This is a genomic window from Occallatibacter riparius (genome assembly GCF_025264625.1).
Classification (GTDB): Bacteria; Acidobacteriota; Terriglobia; order Terriglobales; family Acidobacteriaceae; genus Telmatobacter; species Telmatobacter riparius.
The window spans coordinates 2,337,295-2,360,475 of record NZ_CP093313.1 but is presented as its reverse complement, the minus strand read 5'-3'; the positions used below and the strand labels follow the sequence as shown (position 1 = coordinate 2,360,475).

The following is a 23,181-nucleotide window of genomic DNA, read 5'->3' as shown; positions in this document are numbered from 1 at the left end:
CACGACCTCATTGGCCAACGACGCCACCGCCCCGCCAAGCTTGGCCACCGGCTAGCGCGCCCCTACAGCTTCCTCGGTTTCTGATCTCGTAAGCTCGTCGATCAGCGTCTTGGTCTGGTGAATATTGCCACGGCTCGAAGCTCCGAACACAATCGACTTGATATTTGGCTGCGAGCAGACATATTCGATGGCTTCGCGCGCCGGAATGGCACCCGATGCCAGCACCGACATCGCAATCGGTTGAAACTTTCGCGTGGCAATCATCTCTTCGTACTTTTTCATGCCGCCGCACATGCGAAACCCGAGCTTGTTGATGTCCGCACAGATGATGGGGTTCTCCAACCCCAGCCCTTCCAGCACGTCAAGCAGCATCGGGGCGTTCATTGTGATGTAGCCCGGCTCGGCCTTGTATTTGCTGCGCACGTGATCGGCAAACATCCGGAACACATCGTGCATGCCCAGCCCGAGGATCAGATCGACAAACACGTTCTGCAGAAAGATGACCGGCGTCTCCAGTCCCTGAAACATCTTCATTTCGGCGTCGATGAACAAGGTCATCATGCCTTCCAGGTCTTTCCTCGCCACCGACATCCCGCCCTTGAACAGGGCCGAGATCTTGCCCTCTTCCGGAAGAAAGCTCTTCAGAGCCCCGATCATGCCCAGCTCGGTTACCGCGTTTGCGTATTTGTGCGCATACGGCATGCAGGGGTAAAACTTGAAGTCGGCATAGCGGGCCTGGTTTGCGCGGAAGTAGTCGCATACCTCAGCGATGCGGTCGTGCGTCGTGCACATAAACACGCGGATGCCCTCGTCGTACGCAATCTCGAGCACGTCGATGACCGACTCCGTGTCCTTGAACCGGATCGATTGCGCTCGCGCCTTCTCCTCCGACATGTGATTCACGCCAAAGAATTGGTTGTCGCCAAATAGAACTCGTTCTAATGCCATCTTTTAATTCACCTTTTCCGGATTCAACGCGCCGCTGATCGCCGCGGCTCGCATCCCATCGCGCCTGGGCAAGCTTAGCGGGCACCAATCGAGGTCAGATTCTTCTTGTCCGCCGCGTTGCGTACCATTGCGTCGATCGTAAGATCCACATCCACTGCGCTGCGGAACGTGCTGGTTGTGCGCCGGTTGCCCGACTTCACCGCCTGCACAAAATGATCGATCTGTCCCGAATACTCCTCGCCCCGCAGGTAATACCACACCGGCTGTGTCAGGTCCGTGGTGTAGCGCATGTTCCACCCTTCCACTAGCCCATCCCCCGCCTTTGTCGCATCACGAACGTAGATCTGGATCTCCTGCCGGTTCACGTCTATGCGGCCGTTTTCGCCCCACGCCGTGATCTTGGTGTACATCTTTCGGAAGCTCTCGTCGCTCCAGTTTACGGAAAGCTGTCCCGTCGCCCCGTTGTCGAAGTAGAAGGTGCTGTAGACTTCATCTTCCACGTCCCGCGAGAAGAGCTGGTTCAGGACCGTGCCGCCCACCGACTGGGGATTCCCGAACAGGTACCCGACGAGATCGATGGCGTGGCTGGCGTAATCGTACAGGCATCCGCCGCCCTCAGATTTCTGTGCCCGCCATGTGCCGCCCTTCGGCCTAAGTACCACTGGCCCATAGGCTTCAGCGCGGATGTGGTGAACCTTACCCAAAACCTTCAGGTCCAGCAGGCGCTTCGCCTCCTGAAATGTCGCGACGAAGCGGTAGTGATAGCCGACCTGATTCACAAGCTGCTTCTGCTCCGCCAGCGCCGCCAACTGCAAGCCGTCCTCCGTATCGAGGCAGAATGGCTTCTCGCAGAACACGTGGCATCCGGCGTTCAGCGCATCACGAACCATGTCCGCGTGGAACTTCGACGGCGTGGCGATGAACACGGCCTCCGGCTTCTCCTGCACCAGCATCTTCTTGTAGTCCGTGTAGGTTTTCACCTTCGCGTACTTCGAAAGCATGTCCAGCACATAGTCCGACGTGTCGCAGACCGCCACCAAGTCGATGTCCGGATGCGCATTGATGATTGCCTGGTGGGAAATGCCCATTTTGCCTAAGCCGATCAATACGGTGCGAATCACTTGTCTCCCTCAGTACTTCCTGACAAAGGCAAGGCCTCCCCCGCCTATTCTGAATTGCCCGGAACCAACGTTCGTTCGTTAGCTGCCGGATATATTCGACCCGCAGAGCCGGCCTTATTTGTTCTTGGAACGAAGGAATTGCAGCGTAAACAGGCCGGCGAGGATCGCCTGAACTGCCCATACCAGCGACCACCAGTACCGCTTGTAGCGCAGCTTCGGTTGCACAATCAGCCGGAAAAGCCACTCCAGGCCGAGGGCCCGCAATGGCGCCGGCGCCCACGGGATGTTTCCGGAGTGATAGTCGAATACACCGCCTTCACCCGCCATCCAGCTTGTCTTGATACGGCCCAGATGAGCAGCGATCCACCTTTCCTGCTTCAGCAGGCCGAGTCCCACCCAGACGATGTCCGGCTTGGCATCGTTGATCATCTTCACGATCTCCTCGTCCTCCTCCGGCGTCAGAGGACGGAACGGTGGGCAGTATGTCCCAACTACGTTGAGACCGGGATACTTGAGCTTCAAGCGGCGTGCCATCTCATCCGCTATGCCTTCTCCGCCGCCGTAAAAGAAGTGGCGCCAGTTGTTGCGGCGCCCCTTGTCACAGGCCTCCAGCACCAGGATCGGACCATTGACCCTGGGGACGCGATATCCCCACATCAGTCCCGCGGTCACTACCCCCACCCCGTCGCAGAGCGAGAAATCACACTCGCGAAGGAACTTGCCGTGGCTCTCGATGCGCTTGCCGTGATACATCGACTCGGTATTCGTCTCGGAGATAAAGTGCCCGGTCTCACCAGCCATGATGGCACGGTCCATCTCCGCGAGAACATAGTCGATCTTCGCCAGGCTGATCGGCAGCCCGAAAAGCTCGGCTTTGGGATGAACTGGCTTTTCAATTGCGACTTCAATCGTTGCGTTTCCCATCGTGACCTCGAAAATAAGAATAGTTAGACAGTTTGCCCTACTTCACATAACAGATCGTCGAGCGGACTTGGGGGCTGGCATGGTCGAACGTGTTCGCCACGCGGCGCAGACACTACTTCTGGCCCTTGCGAACCTGCTCCTCGACCCACGCATATGTGGTCTCCAGCCCCTGTCGCAATGACTGCGACGGCGCCCAGCCCAGTTCCTTCGCGATCAGCGTGTTGTCGGAATTGCGGCCACGCACGCCCGTGGGGCCGGGGATGTGTTCCACGTGTATCTTCTTCCCGGCGATCTCCATCACCATCTCCACTAGCTGGTTGATGGAAACCATCTCTTCCGATCCGATATTGTACGGTCCGGTCTTGTCGGATCGGGTGAGCCGCAGCACGCCTTCGATGCACTCGTCCACGATCAGGAAGGAGCGCGTCTGCTTGCCGTCACCCCAGATCTGGATCGTGTCGCCGTCCTTGGCCTGCGCCACTTTGCGGCACATCGCGGCCGGAGCCTTTTCCTTGCCGCCTGTCCACGTGCCCTCCGGCCCAAAGATGTTGTGGAACCGGCCCACCCGGCTCTCCATCTTGTAGTTCCGGTGATAGGCCAGGTAGAGCCGCTCGCTGAAGAGCTTCTCCCACCCGTATTCGCTATCGGGCGCCGCGGGATAAGCCGAGCTCTCCGCGCAGTTCGGATTGTTGGGGTCTTCCTGGTTGTACGCCGGGTACATGCAGGCCGACGACGAATAGAACACCCGCTTCACGTTGCGTTTACGGCACGCCTCGACCATATTCAGGTTGATGGTCGCTGAGTTGCTCATCACGTCCGCGTCGTGTTCGCCCGTGAAGATATATCCCGCGCCCCCCATGTCAGCAGCAAACTGGTAAACCTCGTCGTACTTGCGATCCACGATCTCGCGACAGAGACTCTGGTCCCGCAAATCTCCGATCACAAAATCATCTGCTGGGGTCTCAGAAAACTCAGGGTACTTTAGATCAACCCCGCGCACCCAAAAACCCTCCTGCTTCAACCGTTTCACCATATGGCTGGCAATAAAGCCGCCAGCGCCGCAAACCAATGCTTGTTTCAAGCTATTCCCTCCTCTTGGATTTCGACCTTGCTGATCGAACGTCGACACCCTGCAAGGTTAAGTTGTAATTGAACTAAATCGCGGAAGTGGCGAGTTTTGCCACTTATTTATACGCGGTCCGCAAAGGGCAGTGCGAACCGGCGCATTTGCTGACCCACTGACAAATTCGCACCAAGAAACATCGCTCAGTGAGAAGCGCGGACCTATGCGAGATCCTCCACTGCTCAGAACTGATAGATTGCCGCGGCGCCAATGCTAGCGGCAACTTGATTTGCATTCGTGGCAAAATGGCGTAAGTAGCTAAACGGAACCCAAATGATATCGTCGGTTTGCAGAGCCATATCAGCCCGATTACCCTTCTGCATCGCGCTCAATGGGAGAGCTTCTTCTACATACGAATTATCTTTTTTATGGATCAACTTGGCGTGAGAAGGGACCGCGGAAATATTGGTGCCGCCAGCACGAGCGATGAGTTGCAAGACGGTCAACTGAGATTCGTTATTCATCATCACGTAGGCGCCTGGATGGGCCACGTCTCCCAAGACGTAAACAATTCCTGCTTTGGGAACTATGATTGAATCCCCTGGATTGACCATTACAGCCGTATCGAGAGCGGCGTCAGCATTGTTGGAAACGTAATATGGAACCCTCTCCTTGGTGCCTCTGCGCTCGATCATCACCTTGCGGTCGGCTGTCGGAACCAGTCCTCCCGCCAGCGTCAGGACGTCCAGCACCGTCCGCGGAGTGTTTATCGCGTACGCGCCGGGCGCTTTCACTTCCCCAAGAACCGACACCTTCGCTGTGGCATATTCTTCTACGATGATTGCTACCCGCGGATGATTCAGGAGCTGCGCGCCCTTCAGAGTCTCCTCCACCTTGCGCGCCGCCTCCGCCGGAGTGAGATCCGCCACATGAACGGGACCACCCATTACCAGGTTAAAATCACCCGCATCTGTTACCCGTGCGTGCTGCTCCAGTTCAGGTGTATCGAAAACCACCACATGCAACATGTCGCCCGGACCAATAAGCAGGCTTTCCTTCTGAGCGGATGCTGCCCCCCCCATTACGAGCAAAGTAGCTAACACGGAGCAAATACATCTAAATCTAGTCAACACGGTTATCCTCCTCAGAATAGCGGTATCCATGCCTGCGATAACCATGATAGCCATAGTAAGAACTGTCGCTCACGTCCATGCCATTTAGAATGAGTCCCACGTAATGCTGGCCGTCTCTGCGCAGCAGCTGATAACTCCGCTGCGCCTGCGGACGCTCCGAAACTCGGGAACGCACAATCAACAAAGTCGAATCTGTCAAAGTGTTCAGCGCCACCGAATCAGTGACAGGCAACACCGGGGCACTGTCGAGGACTACGAAGTCATATTCATGGCGAAACTTGTGCAGCCAGTTCTTCATGGATTCCGACTCTAGAAGGTCGGTTGGGTTAGGCGGTGTGGCACCCGCTAACAGAACATGAAGATTATCGATTCCCGGAACGGCCAAGATAGGTGGAGTCGCTTGTTGTCCAGCAAGCAAATCGCTGAGGCCAGGCCTGTGAGAAATCCCCAGCCTTTGCCGCAAGGTTCCCCGGCGAAGGTCTGTATCGATGATCAGCGTCCGCCGTCCGCCCTGGGCTAGAATAATGGCCAGGTTCAGTGAGCAGAATGACTTGCCCTCGCCGGCGATGCTGCTTGTTACCAGAATGGTCTTCGGTGGAGCTTCGGTTTGCGATAAGAGCAGCGCCGTCTTGATAGACCGCAGCGCCTCGACGTAGTTGGAACCCGGATCAGCCAGCGCCAAGATTCTCTTACTGGGATCCGTCTGGCTGACCGGCAGTTCCATCTTCGGCAGAACGCCGAGCGGCGACAGCTTGAACAAGTCCTCCAGGTCGTCTACTGAAATGACCTTGTTGTCCAGGTTATCGACCAGAAAGGCTCCGCAGCATCCCAAGACCCAGCCGCCCACCAGGGCAGTCATCATATAGAGCGGCACGTTCGGTGTTTTAGGCTTCGCCGGCGCGCGACCCGGATCGATCAAGGTGATATTCGATGACTTCAGCCCCTCCAAAACACCGGCCTCTTTCAGTCGCTTCAGCAAATCCTCGTAGAGACCACGGCTCTGCTCCGCCTCTTGGCGGACGATGACATACTCGATGGCCTTGTTATTGAGGATATCGGCCTCGCGCTTGGCATTTTCGTAGGCCTTGCGCGCGCTCGCTTCGGTCGCCGTAGCTATCTGGAAATCGCTTGCAGCGCGGCCCCTGATACGCCCTATTTCTTGGTCAATCGAATGCTGAATTCCAGCAAGATTGCCACGCATTTCTGACAATTTCGGATATGCCGGGCCGTATTTTACCTCGGCTTCTTTCAGCGTCGCCTGCTCCGCTGCCTGCTGTTGGCGCAGACTCTGTACCAGGCTCAGGGCGGTGGCCGCTCCGGCGGAGGCGCCGGGTAGAGCGTTACCTGCAAGACCGGAGAGCATTTCGGCGTCTCCAGTCTCCGCCGCCTTCGAAATCGCCCCCTTCAAAATCCGATTCTGGGTCGCGGTAGTCAGCGCCGTGGTGGCCTGCTGCAACCGGTCCAGCACCCCGGAATAAGCCTGCTCGCGCCCGGTGGAATCTGTCGTACCCAGGCTATAAACGCCTGACTCCCTTTGAAGGTTGACGACTTTCGCTTGAAGGTCTTCGCTATCTTTGCGCAGATCACCGAGTTGATCACCCAGCCACTGCGAAGCCTTGTTGGTCGCCTGAAAGCGGGTCTCATATGCATAGTCCGAAAGGTTGCGGGTCAATGTATTAATTACCGCCGCCGCAACTTTTGGATCGGGGTTTAGATAGTCAATCTCAATTATTCGGGTACCGGTGACCGGCTTGACCTTCAAGTTCTTGGAGAAAACCTTCAGCGCTTTTGATCGCCGCACTGGAGCATCTTCCAGCTTGACTCCGGACGGGTCCCCCACTCCCTTGGGCGATACCAGTTCGAACGCCCAACCAAGTGGATTCCAGTGTGGACGGAAATCCTGATTCTGCTCCAGGCCCAACTGCTCGATGGTCCTCAGCGCCAGAGTGTCTGACTGGAGGATGTTGGCCTGCGTCTGGATCTCGATGTTCGCCGACAGCGGACTCGAATCGCCCCCGGAAGCGCCCCCCATGAGATCTTCCAGTCCCATGCCGTCCATGCCCTGCTTTTGCACTTGGATCAGCCCCGTGGCCTCATAGCGACGCGTACACACCAAGCAATAAATGATAGTCAGGACACCAATGGTGGTCATGATTCCGTACACCACGGACCGTCGCCGCTGATAGATGCGCACCAAGTCTCGTAGGGTAGGGTCCTTCTCTATCTGTATATCCACTGAGAATTCCTCATTTCCTCGGGTTGCCGCTGTTTGGACGCCACACTAAAGCTAATCTCTTCGAAGTGAGAAGAATGCCTCAAGTATGCATTGCGGGACCGTCCTGAAGGCGCGCGCAATCACGATTTAACTTCACTCTAATTACATCCTGCTTATCGACCAACCCGCTCAATCTCCTCTGCGTTGACCTCAAGGGCGACATATTGGTGAATAAGACTGACCGAGAGCACAAACCGCAAGTCATTCTTCTTTCGTACAAGAATACCCTCCATGCCGCTCATCGGACCCGAGTTGATTCGAACTCGTTCGCCGAGCACCAGATCCTTGTAGGGCGCCAACCTGTTCATCGAGGTCGCGGACTGGAGAAAGGCCATTTCCGACGTCGAAACCGAAATAGGCCCTTTGGAATTCCCCACCAGCCTCAGCATCCCCGGCGCACGGTACACAAGGGATCGTTCCGCCTTGGTCACACGAACAAACACATACGAAGGAAAAAGAGGCTTGGCGATTTTCTTCTTCTGTCGATTCTTCCACACATGGAGCTCTTCGAAAACCGGAACGAAGGTTTCCACCTGGCAAGCATCTAGGTGCCTCGCCACTGAGCACTCACTCCGCGGCATCGTAAACACCGCGTACCAGGCTCGTTCGTCGATCGCGTCACCTCCGTGCTCGCATCGCATCGGCGCTCCAGCGGGCGCTGCGGATAACTGTGATTCCCCCATCATTGTCAGAGTCGGCCCCTTTCAAGGTCAAAGCCTGAAATTATTTGGTTTCTTACAGTTGCCCCGCAATACCCAAGCACCCTGTTCCGCGGTCAAGCAGGGCTTCGCCCCGGTGCCTTAGCAAGGCATCACCGCCTTCGCTAGCAGGAGCACACCTTCCTCGCGTTAGTTAACTATCGACCGGGCCTGAACCAGACATGATAATAGACAAATAATAGAGCTGAGAATTCAGATGTGGACTGTGTTCAGGATGCCTCACGGCGCACAATTTTGCAAGTGGCAGACCAACAAACCACTGACTGTACCAGAGGCTACCCGAGAGGACATTGGCCAAGCACCCCTCACCTGTGGTACAGAACTACCGCCGCTGTTGCCGTTCGTTCCGCACAGGCCATACATATACGGCCTCGTCGTCCCTCTCCTATCGACTTATAATCGAATCAATAACTTGCTTGGATGATTGATCGGAGTTTAATCGGGAATTCCGCTTTTGCAAGGGATTTGCAGACCTTTATAGCCGAGTTCGGGGCTCATTGGACATCAGTCGGATCCTCCATAGACCCAAAGACGCGGAAACACCCAGACCGCTCGCGAAGTTGACGCCTGGGGAATTGCCTCGCTAGCGCGAGGCAATTCCTCCGTCCGGGGATTCGATCTATTGCACCGTAAAAGTGACTTTAGCAAGGGTCGCCGACAGTCCAAGCGAGTCGTAGCCTACCGCTGAAACCGTGTGGGTTCCCAACGACAACCCTGCGGCAGGATAGGTGAACGTCCATCCGGAGTTCAGGTATGCGGGATTGTTGTAGGCGGTAGCCACATCGGGACGTGCCAGCCCGAGAGTCGCATTGCCGGCGTCGCTTCCATCGATCAGGATCTGCACCCTGCTTACCGGCGCTCCGTCCTGAGGATCTACCGCCCAACCATAGGCCAGCAGGTTATCCGACTGGGAGATTGCCGACGCGTGCGTCTGAGCATCCTGAACAAAGCTGATAGCACCGAAGGGCGCGCCTATGCTCGTGGTGGCCACAGTGAAGGTCACTGTCCCGAGGGTCGTCGACAGACCGAGCGAGTCGTAGGCCACTGCACTAATGCTGTGCATACCCAGCGACAACCCTGCGGCAGGATAGGTGAACGTCCATCCCGAGTTCAGGTATGCGGGATTGTTGTAGGCGGCAGCCACATCGGGACGTGCCAGGCCCAGCGTGGCATTGCCGGCGTCGCTTCCATCGATCAGGATCTGCACCCTGCTCACCGGCGCGCCGTCCTGCGGGTCTGCCGCCCACCCCGCGGCCATTACACTGTCCGACTGGGCGACTGTTGCTGCGTGCGTCCTCGCATCCCGAACCAGGCTGATGGCGCCGAAGGGGGGCGTCACTCTCAAGGCGGTCACGGTAAAGGTGACGGAGCCAACAAGGGTCGCCGACAGGCCGAGCCTATCGTAGGCTACCGCGGAAATCGTGTGCGTTCCCAGCGACAATCCCGCAGCCGAATGAGTGAACGACCAGCCGGAGTTCAGGTATGCGGGATTGTTGAAGGCGGCAGCCACATCAGGACGTGCCAAACCCAGAGTGGCGTTGCCGGCGTCGCTTCCATCGATCAGGATCTGCACCCTGATCACCGGCACGCCGTCCTGAGGATCTACCGCCCACCCCCCGACCAGCAGGTTATCCGACTGGGAGACTGCCGCCGAGCCCGTCTTTGCGTCCTTAACCACACTGATGGCGCCGAAGGGCGGACCCGTGCTCGTACTGGCCACCGTAAAGGTGACGACCCCGAGTCTCACCGAAACACCGAGCGAATTGTAGGCCACCGCGGAAATCGTGTGGGTTCCCAGCGACAACCCCGCGGCCGAATACGTGAACGACCAGCCGGAACTGAAAAAGCTGATGTTGCTGGTGTTCGCAGCAACATCAGGCCGTGCCAGCCCCAGCGTTGCGTTGCCCGCGTCTTTGCCGTCAATCAGGATCTGCACTCTGCTCACTGGCGCGCCGCTTTGGGGATCTACCGCCCACCCCTCAGCCAGGACATTATCCGACTGGGCGATCGTCGCCGCTTGCGACCGCGCATCCTTGACCGCGCTGATCGCGCCGAAAGGAGGACCATGCACTTCGAACGGCGAACTCTGGCTCGTGAGTTTGAGAGCGCTGTTTAGAGCCAATGTGGCTTTGAGAATATTGGTCGGGGCGCCATGCCCTGTCTTCAGAGCGGAATAGGTAGCGACTCCGCCCACCGTCACTGCAGAGCCTCCGCTAAGTGGGCCAGGACCGAGTAACGTCAGCGGAATCGTAATACCGTTGGTTCCAATTCCGCTTTCATTCAGAGTGACTGCCGCCTGGAAGTTGGTGTTCGCGTCAAGCGTCGTCGCAGGAGATATCGGCGACGGCTGTGACGAGAACGTCATCGTGTAATTGGTCTGTACGGCTCCTGCGTCGACGCACTGGTTGCCGGCGGTGTAGCCGGGATAGGTAACGTTGACGTTCGGGAATCCGCGCTCGTCCAGCGTTTCTCCGCTGGGAATGTTGGGCAACTGCGCCCCGCAGATCGCCGGACTGCCAGGCAACGGAATCATGGTCGGAACCCCGCCGCCGTAGTCGGAGAGCGTTGCCAAATTGATGCCACTCACACCAACCTGGTTACCGCCGAGATCAAGGTCTGAGCCGAAGTTAGAAAGGTCAGAGTCAGTCGCACCCGTATTTCCGGAGAGGATGCTGTTCCCCAGGAGCATGGCCGCGCCCGAATCCAGCAGGATACCGCCGCCGTAGGAGTCCGCGGTGTTTGCGGAAATCGTGCTGTCTTCGATTTCCTGAGCGCACAGGCAGTAAAGGCCGCCGCCGCCGTAGGTGTTCCCGCCGGTGGTCGAGTTATTAGCGACGGTGGTGTAGGCCATCCACATTTGGCCATTGATGGTAGCGATGCCGCCGCCGGCCGCATCGCCGGAATGATCTGCCGAACCGGCCGCGCTATTGTTCGAGATCGTGCTGTAGTCCAGGTCGATTGTGCCCGAAGCCGGAGCTCCGCCCGGGGTGGCGTTGCTCGTAGCTGTTGCGCTCGGAGTTGATGTACCAGCCGAAGCGTTACCCTTGGCAGCACCGCGGGAGCCACCCGCTTCACCCATGAGGCGGGTTACTGCTGTCTTGCTGCTGCCGACCGCGGTGCGGGCGGCCCCAACTGCGGCGGGGGCGCTCGCACCCACGGCGGGAAGTCCTGTCAGGATGCCACCACCGGCTGCGAGAGCGTTGGATGCCGTGACTGAAGCCGCGTTGTTGCTGACGATCAGGTTGCTGGCGTTGACGTAGCTTACGTTGTAGATGCCAGCGCCAAGTGCCTCGTAAGCCGAAATGGCCTGGTTGTTGACGATGTTGCTGTTTGAGATCTCCAGGTCGTTGTCGGTGTAAATTGCGCCGCCGGCCGAGACCGATGTGCTGCCTGTGGATGTGGCTTTGTTTGACGATATGACGCTGCTGTCGACTGAGAGCGTTCCGTTGTTGTAGATCGCCGGTCCGGCCGCGAACGTGAAGGAAGGGGAGTCAGTGACGGCGCCCCCGGTGATACCGATTCCATCGATCGCTCCCTGGGAGCTTGGATTTGTGATCTGGAAGACACCGCTCGCATTGTTGCCGCTCACGGTAATCAGATCGCTGAGCGAGTTGCCGGTGCCGGTGTGAGAGCCGGTGATGCGGGTATCGTTCGGAATTTCCAGAACGCCGTTGGTCAATGTGATGGTGGTTGGCCCGCTGAAGACGGTGTTGTCGAAGCTGATATTGCCTGCGCCAAAGCTGGATGCGGCGTTCAACGCATCGCGAAGGGTGCAGGTTGTGCCGCTTCCCACGCCGGGTACAGGCTGCGGGGTGCATTGCGCGTCATCCGCTGGACCATCACCAGGCGAGGTCACTACAAAGTTGGGAGGCGTTGCCACGATGATCGGATCTGAGGTTACGGTGAATGAACCCGGATTCGTAGTGTCAACCACCGTAATGGTCTGGGAGCCTGTTGTGTTGAACGTCACCTGGAACTGATCACAGCTGCAGAGCGGGCCGTCCGGCGGCAGATCCGCCGCGGGATCGGTGCTGGTGATGTGCAGGCTGTCAGAGAAGCCCGAGATGAGATTTCCGTATTGATCCTCAGGGACCACAGTCACCCAGATCGGCCAGGTCGTAAACGCGTTGGGGGGAGCCGTGAGAAGAATCTGCGAGAGCGCGCCGGCCGTGTTGTCGAGGAAGAAATTGGACGAGGCAGCGCCCGACTGTGCGACGAGCGTGTAGGGACCAGCGACAGTGTTCGCGGTGAATGTGCCGGGATCGGCAGCGCCGCTGGAATCCGTGGTGATGGTTATGGTGTTCGTACTGTTGGAGAAGGTTCCGCTGGCACCGCTTGCGGGAGCGGTGAAGATCACGTTGACTCCCGGAACCGGCACGCCACCGGCGTCAGTGACGGTTACTGCCAGTGAGCTGTAAGCAGTGGTAACCCCAGCCGAAAGTGAGGTCCCGGTTGGAGTGATGGAAGCGGCCACCTGCTGCACGGGCACATTGGTGTCCGACGCTGTGAGGGCCGTTGCCAGGCTGGTATGCAGAGGATCACCGCCGCCAAAGACCTGGGCGGTGTTGGTGACCGAGATCGGCGAATCAGCCGGCACGTTGACGGTAAGAACGATGGTCGACGATGCGCCGCTTGCAATCGACGCGCTCAATGAGCACGTGATTGTGCCGCCGGAGGGAGTGCAGGTCCAGCCGTCGACAGAGCTGTAGCCTGCGAGGGTGTAGCCCGTGGGCAAGGTGTCAACGAGTTGGGTGACGCCGAAGGTGGGCCGGCTGGCGGCGCCATCGCTTACGGTGACATCCCACTCCGCAGCCTGTCCCTGAATGAATGCGCCTGGGTGCGAGACGACAAGTCCGAGGGTTGGCTCCCCAAGCGTCGTAAACAGACCGCTATCTGCCGTGAGGCTAATGGAGCTTGTAAGGGCGAGGGTCGCGGTTAGCTTGTCGGAAGATACCGGTCCGCTGGTGCTCAGATCTCCGAACGTCGCGGTGCCCCCGGCGAGATTCACGCTGGTGGTGCCTGTCAGTTTGGCGGCGCTGTCGGCCACAGTCACGGTTCCAGTGACTGAGCTGGTCGAGCCGTTCTCAGTCAGCGTGACGACCGGCGAAGGCGACATGATGTCACCTGAGTTAAAGCTAACCGGAGGATTGGTCGTGAACGACATGGCGTAATACGTCTGCACGGATCCAGCGTCGACGCAGTTACTGCCATTTAAGTAGGTGGTGTTAATGTTTGGATTCCCGCGCTGATCGGTAGCCAGGCCAGTCGGCATGCTCGCAACGGCGCCAGCGCAGATCGCCGCGCTGCCGGGCTGCGGAAGCATCGTCTGGGTTGTTCCGCCATAGTTGCCGAGGGCTGTGAGCGCCGCATTTACGGGCACCCCCGTTGTGCCAATCTGGTCACCGTTGACGCCATTGCTGAGGCCAGTTGCTCCGGTTCCATCTCCGATCACATTGTGGCCGCCGCTGGTGAAAGTGCCGTTCCCGTCCGCGCTATTCGGAGCCGAGTTTCCTGCCACGATGGTGTTGGCGAGCGTGAACGTGCCGCTGGCAGCTGCGATTCCGCCGCCGGTGTTTCCAGTGTTGCCGGAGATCGTGCTGTCGTAGACCTGCGCCGCAGCGCTGCTATCGACACCACCGCCGTGAGTCACAGCCGTGTTCTGGGCGATGGTCGAGTTCGTGACACTCAGCGCGCCTTCGCTATAGATGCCGCCGCCGTTGGCGCTGGCTGTGTTGCCAGAAACGGTCGAGTTCGTCAGTGTGAGGGTGCCCGGATTCAGGGTAGCGATGCCGCCACCGGCATGGGCCGAGTTGCCGGAGACCGTGGTGCCGGTTACGGTCAGCGCGCCCATATTCTGGATACCACCGCCGTTGCCTGAAGTGTTGCCGTGCGAGATGACAAAGTTAGTCATGCTCGCTTTTACTCCAGTGCCGACGGTGAATACCGAGTAATCGCTCGAGTCGCCGCCGCCATTCACCGTCACGCCTGTTGCCGGTCCCTGAATATTCGTGTTTGCCGGAACTGTCAGCGTACTTCCCGCATTAATCGAAATCGAGGAGCCCAGCTTGGCCGTATCGAACGAGATGTTTGCCGCATCCAGAGCAGCAGCTTCCAGCAGCGCGTCGCGCAGGCTGCAGGAACTATCTGTGCCTGTGCCCGCTGCGGCTTGCTGAGTGCAATTGGAAGCCAACGGCGAAGCCGAGTCATCCGCCGCAGTTGTCACCACAAGGATGGGGATGGCGAGCACGTTGATGTTGCTGGCTGTGCCTGTAAACGAGTTCGTGGCATCGGTCGCCGAAACATCCCAGGTTCCCAGGGTGTTCAGAGTTGCGGTGAAGGTTCCGATTCCACCCGACAGAGTCGCGTCTGGCGGCATGTTCGCCGCGCTATCGGTGCTGGTGAAGTGCAGTGTGGGAGTCGCCGTCGACACCAGGTTTCCGCCGGCATCTTCAGCAACCACCGTGAACTGTGTTGGTACCGTGGCGTAGACGGGCGGCGGCATGGTCACTGCCAGTTGCGCATACGCACCAAGTGCGTTGGTGAGCGAGAACGACACCGGGGCGAGCCCCGACGTGCTAGCTGTGACGGAATAAGTGCCCAATGTGCCGTTCGCCGTCAGCGCTGCGGACGTAGCGTTGCCGGTTGCATCGGTGATCGCCGTAGTGACACCGCCGGCAAAGATGGCGCTTGCTCCTGTTGACGGAGCGGTGAAGGTAACGGTGGCTCCCGGGACGGCATTGCCGCCGATGTCGACAACGTTGGCAACCAGCGGGGCGGCAAATGAAGTCGTGTCTGCCGTGGTTTGCGGCGTGCCGCTCACGGCAGTGATACCGGCTGGCGCGCCATGCAGGTTGGTCAGGCTGTTAAACGTGGCCTGTGCCGTTCCCGCGGTGACCGTTACGGTGAAAACGCCAACCTTGTTGTTAGCGGTGATCGTCTCGCTTACCTGGCCGGCTGCTCCACCGGTTCCGGTCGTGGTCGAGATAATGGACGAACTGTTTGAGAAGGTACCGCCCTGGCCGTTGGTGCCCGTAGCGGCTGCAAAGCTAACCGGGCTGTAATTCGGAATTGTGACGCCAGCCGCATCTTTCACGGTGGCAACGAGCGGGCTTGCGAAAGCAGTCAGGATCGTAGTGGACTGCGAGTCGCCGCTGTTGATGGTCACCGCTGCCGGCACCTGGATCACCGTCGCGGTATCAACGTTCGAGGTCGCTGCACTTCCGGCAGTCGTATGGTTCAGGTCTCCGCCGCCATAGGCGATGGCCGTGGTGCTCACCGAGGTCGGTGAGGTGTCGGGGACATTCACGTTGAGAGCGATCTTCGAATTGGCGCCGCCGTTGATGTTCGACGTGGTGGTGCAGGTGATCATGTTGCTCACGCCGCCGCAGCCCCACGTTGCGCCCGTTGCCGAGGAGCCGGCAAGTGTGTAATTGGCCGGCAGAGTGATGACGGTCGTGGTGGTACCTAGCGTTCTGCCGGTCGTCGCGGTATTGCTAACCGTGACATCCCACTCGCCACTGGTGCCCTGAGTGAAGTTGCTCGGGTGCGACACGGCGACTGCCAAAACCGGCGCCTGATCGATGGTGATGACGTCATTGCCGCTGGTTACGGAGGATGCGCCCGCGCCAGCCGCGCTGACCTTATTTGTGTACGACGACGCCGCATTATTCGCGACATTCACGCCTATGGTAAGGGTCGGGTAGTTGCTGCCCGCCGCAATCGAGTCGTGGTTCTTGCAGGTCACGGTCTGCGGCGTGCCCGTCGCCGTGCAAGTCCAGTCGGTTCCGTTGCCAACCGAGCCGTTGAAGGTCAGATCCGAATTGGAAAACGTGTCGGTGACCGTCATGGGGCTGTTGCCCGTCGGGTCGCCGGTGGAGCCCGGGCCGTCGTTGGCTACATCCACCGTGATCTGGCCGCCTTGCTCGCCCTGGATGAAGTCGCCGCCGATGCCGTTCCCCGAGTGCGAAGTGCTGGGAGCGACGACCGGCTGATTGATGGTGAAGTTTACGCACCATCCCTGGGTGAGGTTGGTAGGCTCGCCGCCACCCAGCGGGCCGCCGTCGTCTAGGTAGAGACTCCAGGTGCCGTTTGCGTTGTACGTGCTGGAGCTCGTGCCACCGAAAATGCCCGGCTGGCCGGCATTGCCGAAGAAGGTCGAGCCATTCGCCTTGTTAGTGGGCGTGAACGTGGAGCTGGTTCCCAGCGGCGGTCCAACATTCTGCGTTCCGCAATCCGCTGCGTTCGGCGGGCACTGCGGGAAGGTCAGATTCTCGAAGCTCTCCGGCGCGTAGTTGCCCGTGGTCGAAAGAGTCGTGCTGCCGATGGCGGTGCCTCCGTCAATGAAGGTCGGAGTGAATGTCGGAAGGCCACCAATGCCGTTCCAGGCGCTGCCCGTCAGCGAGAAGAAGTCGAAGTGGTTATTCCATTTGTTGCTGTTGGTGCTCGGACCAACCACCAGGGACATCAGGGCAGCCTGGTCTTTGGTGTTGAATGCGCTGTACGTGACGCTCGTGCCGGCCACCGTACCCGGCAGATTGGTCACGAAGATGTTCGACGGATACGGATATGCCGCGCCCGCATCGGCGTTCAGCCCCGGCGCGGTGATCGCGCCCGGGTTGCAATACACATAGGGGCCAGCTCCGGAACCGGAGGTGGGCACCGTGTTCGCGTTCACGCGCTCTACATACTTGTAGGTGCTGACGCCAAACTCCGTGCCGGTATTCGTGCCGCCATAGGTGGCGGTGATTTCGTGCGTGCCCTCGTTCAACTGGGCATTGCTGAGCGTTGCAACCCCGTTCACGACGGTCGCGGACCCCAGGCTGGTGCTGCCGTCGACAAACGTCACCGAGCCGGCATTCACCGTCTGATCGGATGTGACTGTGGCTGTCAGGGTGATGGTCGCTTTGCCCGTATTGTTGACGGCCGTGAACTGGGCGGGGTTCGCCGAGGAGGTCATCGTTGTCGTTGTGGGGTGCGCGTTCGCCTGCATGCTGAAATTCAGGCACCATGACGCGATCGATCCCAAAGGCGTGACTTCCGCGAGCCGGTCAGCGGTAAACAGGCTCCATGTGTTATTCGCTCCCTGGCCGCCGAATTGCGTCAGGAACGTGTCGGAGCCGGTTGGAGCGGCCTTACCGGTCGGCGTAGGCGCCGGAGGCGGGAAGCTGTCGATGTTGGTTGGACCATTATCGACATAATTGTCCGTGGGAAGGCAGGTGCTGCAGGAGGGCGCCGCATCGAAAGGAACCTGGGCCGAACCGCTGTCGGAGATCGTGAGCGAGCCGCTGGTGTAGGGATTACCTCCCCAGCCGAGAAACTCGAACGCATTGCCCGAACTGCCAATCAGGCTGGTGTTGCTGCCCGGCGCCTGCAGGAGGAAGCCCAGGTCTTGCAGAACGGTCCCATTCGTCAGGTTGATGCCGTTCAGGCTGACCGAGACGCTCTGGATTGTTCCCGCGATGGTACCGATATTGGACTGGTTCTTGTCCAGCACCATCAGAGAGGCATACGGAGTAGCGGCGCCGCTGTTCGGATCATTACCAGGATCATTGTTGATCGTGATCGGTCCGTTGCAGAAGACGTTGGATGACGGACTGTATGGATGATTGGTCGTGAGAACGTTGGCCTTCGTCGACGTGCTGGTGGCATACGAGGAATTCCCGCTGTATACCGCCGAAATGGAACGATTGCCTTCGGTGCTCAACGTCACCGTCGTCTGTGCCACGCCACCGCTGACTGCAACACTCGAGGCAAGCAGCGTTCCCTGGCCTGGGTTGGTGCCTGTACTGTCGTAAAAGTTGACGGTGCCACCCCCCGGGTCTGGGCTGACCGTTGCCGTGAGCGTCACATTGGTTCCGGTCGTGGAGTCGCCGTGCACGTTCTTGTTGGTGTACACGATCGAAGAGGCACCGTTGGGGCTGGTGCTGAGGCTGGTCGTCGTCGCCGTTGCCGCGATAGTCGTGAAGGAAATGGACCACGATCCGATGCTTCCAGTGCCGACCGGAGTGGCCTGGTTGGCGACATACAGCGTCCAGGTGCCATTCATATTGGAGGAACCCGGAAGACCGAATGCGCTGGCCAGGTTGGCGGTGCCGGCGCCCCCTTTGCCGGCGTTTCCACCTGAGAGATAGGAGGTACCGGGCCCAGGCGAGCTGAAAGTGTCCAGCCCCGGGAACCAATCGCTGGCGTAATAGGTGCCTCCAAGCGCGGAGGGGCACGTCGATCCGGAACCGATGTACGGCATCATCAGATTGACATTGTTCGTGCCGTTGATCCCGGTGTCTGCCACCGAGAATGTGGCAGTTGACGAATTGCACACGCCCGACAGGAAATCCAGCGCTGTGCCACCCGGAGACACCAGTACCATTGCCACGCTGTTCAATCCGCCCGGGGAGGTGCCGGAGACGCTGACGTTGTTGAGGGTGATTGATATAGCCGAGACCGTCCCCAGGCCGGACACTGTCGCCGAAGAACCCGCCGATGCGTTGAGCGTGGAACTCAGTGAGATAGAGCCGCCCGTGCAAGTCGTTACATTACCAACAGTGGAGCAACTGGCATGGCCTTGTGATGGAAGTAAGAGAGCGCCAACCGTGAGAGCAAGCAGGCCAAGAGACAGGCGGACGAACCGCGCAGGCAACACACAACGAACGAGAGATGACATGCCAGGGACCTCGACTTCCGGGGAATTTGGCACGCTCGCATGGAGATCGTAGGTCTATGTGTTCGGCGCAGAAACCCCAGTTTCGCGCCGCTCTCTATCTGAGGGCCAAGTCTATTTCCTATGCTCAGTCGGAAAGGCGACTTTGAATACAGCAGAAACCGCGAGCATTTAGGGGAACAGTCTTAACTAGTACCTTCGAGCAAAAGCATTGTCAATGGATATCTGGTCAGAGGGAGTTAATTTCATGGGGTTACTAAAGTCGCAGTAGGACACTGGACCTTCCACCGAATTGCTCGAAACTAAATATTTACTTACAACCGCTGGCGCAAGGTGATAAGCTTCACAATCGCTCCCCGTTCCTACCCCAAAAGCTCCCAGGAGAGTTCACGTATGAGTACCCCATATGTCGGCGAAATCCGCATGTTCGCTGGCAATTTCGCCCCCGTTGGCTGGGCATTCTGCGCAGGCCAACTCGTTCCAATTTCCGAAAACGACGTGTTGTTCCAGTTGATAGGGACTACATACGGCGGAGACGGGCAGGAAACTTTTGCCCTTCCCAACCTTCAAAGCCGGGTGCCGATGCATCAGGGTTCCGGCTTCGTGCTGGGCCAGGCAGCGGGCAGCGAAAATGTGACTCTGACTTCGCAGCAAATGCCGGTTCACGGTCACACGGCGACTGCAACGACTGGCGGGAATACTGCCGGCCAGCCTGGCGGAAACTATCTGGCCCAAGGTGCTGATATCTACGAGACCAACACAGCCGGAAATGCTGCGATGTCTCCATCTCTTACCACCGCAGGAGGAAGCCAGCCCCACAGCAATATCCAGCCGTTCTTGTGCGTGAATTTCATCATCTCGCTCTACGGCATCTTCCCCAGCCAGAGTTAGCCAGGAAATAAGGAGAACGGCACATGAGTGAACCTTTCCTATCCGAGATCAAGATCATTAGCTGGAATTACGCGCCCAAGGGGTGGACATTCTGCAACGGGCAACTGCTGCCGATCAATCAGAACCAGGCTTTGTTTGCGTGTCTCGGCACGACCTATGGCGGCAATGGCATGCAGACCTTTGGTCTGCCCAATCTTCAGGGGCGCGTTCCCACGCACATGGGCAACGGACTGACTCTTGGCCAAATGGGCGGCGAGCAGACCCACACGCTCAGCATCACCGAGATGCCGACACATAATCATCTCTGGAACATCACGACCGCCGCGGGGAATACGGCGTCTCCCTCCGGGAACCTGCTCGGCGCCGCGCCGATTTACAACGGCGATGCCAATCCCCCTCTGACTCCAATGTATCCCGGCCAAATCGCAAACGCCGGGGGCAGTCAGCCGCATGAAAACATGCAGCCCTATCTGGTGCTCAACTTCATCATCGCTCTGCAGGGAATCTTCCCCAGCCAGACCTAGCCGTAAGGAGACCGACACATGTCAGATCCATTTTTGGCGGAGATCAGAATATTGCCGTTGAACTTCGCGCCCAAAGGCTGGGCGATGTGCGACGGCCAGCTTATGGCCCTCTCGCAGAATACGGCGCTGTTTTCGCTGCTGGGGACTACCTATGGCGGAAACGGAATTAACACGTTTGCGCTTCCCAATCTTCAGGGCTGCGTTCCCCTGCAACCAGGCCAGGGACCCGGTCTCTCGCTTTACGATTTGGGCGAATCAAGCGGCACTCAAACCGTCACCCTCATCCAGTCGGAGATGCCGATGCACACGCACACCCTTGGCTGTGTTGACGGCACCCGAGTCAGCGGCGAAACCACGAATCCAACTAACTCCATGCTTGCCAAGGCTGGCGGCACTACCCCGCCTACCCCGTACATTCCACCCCCCAGTACCCCAGGACAGCTCAATGCGAATGTGGTGGGGCTCGCAGGCGGCAGTCAGCCGCACAACAACATGATGCCGTTTCTCACGCTTAACTTCTGCATCGCGCTGCAGGGCATCTTCCCTGCTCGCGGCTAGCTACACTGTGATGGGGGCAGGGCCTGGCCCGGCCCCCGTATATTAATCGCATATGTCAATGCTAGCCGTCCGCCCCGCTCTTCCTCAGGACGAGATCTTCCTCTACGAGCTGTATTCCGCCTTGCGCGGCCCCGAGTTCGACGTGGCTCAAATTTCGGCCACGCAGAAGGAACATCTGATTCGCATGCAGTTTCACGGGCAAATGTCCGCCTATACACAGATGTATCCCAACTCCTGCTACCACATCGTTCTTCTCGACAGTAAGCCGGTGGGGCGCCTCTGGGTATCGCCGGGAGAGCGCGCGTTTCACCTGGTTGACATCGCGGTTCATCCCAGCGTGCAGAGCAAGGGCATTGGAACGGTTCTGGTGCAAAGGGTGCAGGAGGAAGCGAAGCAACGGGGCCACGGGATCACTTCCACTGTCTTCCGGTTTAACCCCGGCTCGCTGCGCTTTCACAAGCGCCTCGGCTTCAACATCGTTCGCGAGGACGAGATGTATTGCTACATGGAGTGGAAGCCGCTGCCGATCTTCTGATCACCTCTAGCCGGTTTACTGGCGCGAATGACTTCCAGAAGAAATACCATCTAGCGCAGAGGATTCCTCGTGATTGAGCCCTTGGCCGAATTGCTGGATCTATACGACCACTCCGCTCCGCTGGAGCAGGCCTGGACAATTCCTGCCCCCTGGTACCTCGATGCGCGGTTCTCAGTGCTCGAGCGCGATCGGGTGTTCGCTCGTAACTGGATCGCGGTTGGCCGTATGGACCAAGTCGCCGCGCCAGGGCAGTACTTCACGGTGGAGATCGCCGGTGAGCCGCTCGTGGTGGTTCGGGGGAGCGATGGGCAGCTGTGCGCCTTCTACAACGTATGCCGGCATCATGCCGCAGCGGTGATGACTGCGCCCTGCGGCAAAGCTGAGCACCTGCGCTGCCCTTACCATGGTTGGACCTACGGCCTCGATGGGTCGTTGAAAGGCGCACCCGAGTTTGCCGGAGTCAGTAACTTCGAACGATCGGAGAATGGGCTCATACCAGTGCGTGTGGCTGCGTGGGAGCAGTTTGTCTTCGTGACACTGAGCGAAGACGCGCCGCCGCTGGAAACTTTCCTCGGCGATCTGCCCGCGCGCGTGGCCCCGCTGGGGCTGAGTAACATCCACTTCTTCGAAAGAAGGAGTTATACGCTGGCCTGCAATTGGAAGGTCTACGTGGATAACTACCTCGATGGCGGTTATCACGTTCCGCATTTGCACAAGGGACTGAACAGCGTCCTCGATTACAAGGAATACACGATCGAGAACAGCGCGCATTACTGCCTGCAGTCGAGCCCGATGGTGGCGAGCGGGGAACACGTCGATGTTTCAGCTACGAGGACTGGAGACCGTGCCTACTACTACTGGCTCTATCCCAACTTCATGGTCAACATCTACCAAGGCGTGATGGACACCAACCTGGTACTGCCGCTCGCCCCAGACCGCTGCTTGGTGCAGTTCGATTTCTACTTCGCAGATGTGAGTGAGGCCGCGCGCGAACACAACGCGGAGAGCGTCGCCGTGAGTGATCGCATTCAGGACGAGGATGTGGGAATCTGCGAGTCAGTGCAGCGCGGGCTGGGGTCGCGGGCGTATGGGGCGGGAAGGTTGTCCGTGCGGCGCGAAGCCGGCGAGCACCTGTTTCATCGGCTGCTGGCTGGCGATCTGCGCAGGGGAACTGGGGTAACTACGGAATAAACCGAGTGCCGAGCCTACATCGGGAAGAGGCTCTCGAGCTCCGGCCGGACCTTGATGACCTTGGCGCGCTCGCGGCGTGCTGTGGGCTGCGGGTTGTCGAGCAGCTGCGAAATCTCCCGAAGTTCATTCCGGGCCTGAACCAGTGCAGCCTTCATAGTGTCGTTGCGCTGCAGCATCATAGGCGGTGGCTCGGTTGCGGGCTCGGCGACCGCTTGCGCAGGCGCCGTCACGCGCTTGACGCCGCCTTCCAGTGCATGGCGGGCGCCGGAGATGGTATAGCCCTCCTTGTGCACCAACCGCTGGATCTCGAGCGCCAGTTCCACGTCGCGGCGGCGATAGAGGCGCTGGCCGGTTCCGCTCTTATTGGGCTTGAGTTGAGGAAACTGCGTCTCCCAGAATCGAAGCACGTAGGTTTCGATCCCGCAGATGCGCGCCACATCGCCGATTTTGAAATAGAGCCGGTCGGGAATGACCGGCGTATCCGACGCGTGTTTTCTCGAAGCCTGGGCCAAGGATCCTCCAGGGCACGAGCCGAACTGCCCTCTCGCAGTATAGGCCACCAGTTGCACCAATTGTGAAGCAAAAAGCGGCAGATGGTGATCAATTGATTAGGTGGCCGGGGATCAGGTCTGCCTGCCCAAC

At 58.9% G+C, this 23,181-nt stretch carries 14 protein-coding genes; 5 read left to right on the top strand and 9 right to left on the bottom strand.

Annotated elements, in window-relative coordinates:
• Positions 1-51: 51 nt before the first annotated feature.
• The 8 genes from MOP44_RS09325 to MOP44_RS09290 all read right to left on the bottom strand — a co-directional run bounded on the left by MOP44_RS09325 (position 52) and on the right by MOP44_RS09290 (position 18,843).
• On the bottom strand, positions 52-948 hold the full coding sequence (locus tag MOP44_RS09325; RefSeq protein WP_260795769.1) for a hypothetical protein: 897 nt from the start codon (positions 946-948) through the stop codon (positions 52-54).
• Between the two features lie 74 nt (positions 949-1,022).
• On the bottom strand, positions 1,023-2,069 hold the full coding sequence (locus tag MOP44_RS09320) for a Gfo/Idh/MocA family protein (protein ID WP_260795768.1): 1,047 nt from the start codon (positions 2,067-2,069) through the stop codon (positions 1,023-1,025).
• Positions 2,070-2,183: 114 nt separating this feature from the next.
• Positions 2,184-2,993: a WecB/TagA/CpsF family glycosyltransferase gene (locus tag MOP44_RS09315; RefSeq protein ID WP_260795767.1), complete on the bottom strand. Its 810-nt coding sequence runs from the start codon at positions 2,991-2,993 to the stop codon at positions 2,184-2,186.
• A 112-nt stretch (positions 2,994-3,105) separates the two neighbouring features.
• On the bottom strand, positions 3,106-4,074 hold the full coding sequence (locus MOP44_RS09310) for an NAD-dependent epimerase/dehydratase family protein (RefSeq protein ID WP_260795766.1): 969 nt from the start codon (positions 4,072-4,074) through the stop codon (positions 3,106-3,108).
• A gap of 224 nt (positions 4,075-4,298) precedes the next feature.
• Complete coding sequence (locus tag MOP44_RS09305; RefSeq protein WP_260795765.1) at positions 4,299-5,159, bottom strand: polysaccharide biosynthesis/export family protein; 861 nt, start codon at positions 5,157-5,159, stop codon at positions 4,299-4,301.
• Positions 5,160-5,178: 19 nt separating this feature from the next.
• The gene (locus tag MOP44_RS09300) at positions 5,179-7,425 is read right to left on the bottom strand and encodes a GumC family protein (RefSeq protein WP_260795764.1); all 2,247 of its coding nucleotides are present in this window, start codon (positions 7,423-7,425) and stop codon (positions 5,179-5,181) included.
• 152 nt (positions 7,426-7,577) lie between these two features.
• Positions 7,578-8,105: a UpxY family transcription antiterminator gene (locus MOP44_RS09295; protein WP_260795763.1), complete on the bottom strand. Its 528-nt coding sequence runs from the start codon at positions 8,103-8,105 to the stop codon at positions 7,578-7,580.
• Positions 8,106-8,802: 697 nt separating this feature from the next.
• Entirely contained in the window at positions 8,803-18,843 is a 10,041-nt protein-coding gene (locus MOP44_RS09290) for a beta strand repeat-containing protein (RefSeq protein WP_260795762.1), read from the bottom strand.
• Positions 18,844-19,233: 390 nt separating this feature from the next.
• On the opposite strand from MOP44_RS09290, the gene MOP44_RS09285 reads away from it, so the two are divergent.
• From MOP44_RS09285 to MOP44_RS09265, 5 genes are all read left to right on the top strand, one after another.
• Entirely contained in the window at positions 19,234-19,731 is a 498-nt protein-coding gene (locus MOP44_RS09285) for a phage tail protein (RefSeq protein ID WP_260795761.1), read from the top strand.
• A 23-nt stretch (positions 19,732-19,754) separates the two neighbouring features.
• Complete coding sequence (locus MOP44_RS09280) at positions 19,755-20,255, top strand: phage tail protein (protein ID WP_260795760.1); 501 nt, start codon at positions 19,755-19,757, stop codon at positions 20,253-20,255.
• 18 nt (positions 20,256-20,273) lie between these two features.
• Complete coding sequence (locus MOP44_RS09275; protein WP_260795759.1) at positions 20,274-20,813, top strand: phage tail protein; 540 nt, start codon at positions 20,274-20,276, stop codon at positions 20,811-20,813.
• Between the two features lie 52 nt (positions 20,814-20,865).
• Entirely contained in the window at positions 20,866-21,348 is a 483-nt protein-coding gene (locus MOP44_RS09270; RefSeq protein ID WP_260795758.1) for a GNAT family N-acetyltransferase, read from the top strand.
• A 69-nt stretch (positions 21,349-21,417) separates the two neighbouring features.
• Positions 21,418-22,539, top strand: coding sequence for an aromatic ring-hydroxylating oxygenase subunit alpha (locus tag MOP44_RS09265; protein WP_260795757.1), 1,122 nt, complete (start codon positions 21,418-21,420; stop codon positions 22,537-22,539).
• A 14-nt stretch (positions 22,540-22,553) separates the two neighbouring features.
• On the opposite strand, the gene MOP44_RS09260 is transcribed toward MOP44_RS09265, so the two are convergent.
• The gene (locus MOP44_RS09260; protein WP_260795756.1) at positions 22,554-23,051 is read right to left on the bottom strand and encodes a MerR family transcriptional regulator; all 498 of its coding nucleotides are present in this window, start codon (positions 23,049-23,051) and stop codon (positions 22,554-22,556) included.
• Positions 23,052-23,181: the final 130 nt, after the last annotated feature.

Coding starts and splice junctions, on each gene's coding strand:
- MOP44_RS09325 (WP_260795769.1), bottom strand. CDS start 948: ATGGCATTAGAACGAGTTCTATTTGGCGACAACCAATTCTTTGGCGTG.
- MOP44_RS09315 (WP_260795767.1), bottom strand. CDS start 2,993: ATGGGAAACGCAACGATTGAAGTCGCAATTGAAAAGCCAGTTCATCCC.
- MOP44_RS09295 (WP_260795763.1), bottom strand. CDS start 8,105: ATGCGATGCGAGCACGGAGGTGACGCGATCGACGAACGAGCCTGGTAC.
- MOP44_RS09290 (WP_260795762.1), bottom strand. CDS start 18,843: ATGTCATCTCTCGTTCGTTGTGTGTTGCCTGCGCGGTTCGTCCGCCTG.
- MOP44_RS09285 (WP_260795761.1), top strand. CDS start 19,234: ATGAGTACCCCATATGTCGGCGAAATCCGCATGTTCGCTGGCAATTTC.
- MOP44_RS09280 (WP_260795760.1), top strand. CDS start 19,755: ATGAGTGAACCTTTCCTATCCGAGATCAAGATCATTAGCTGGAATTAC.
- MOP44_RS09275 (WP_260795759.1), top strand. CDS start 20,274: ATGTCAGATCCATTTTTGGCGGAGATCAGAATATTGCCGTTGAACTTC.
- MOP44_RS09270 (WP_260795758.1), top strand. CDS start 20,866: ATGTCAATGCTAGCCGTCCGCCCCGCTCTTCCTCAGGACGAGATCTTC.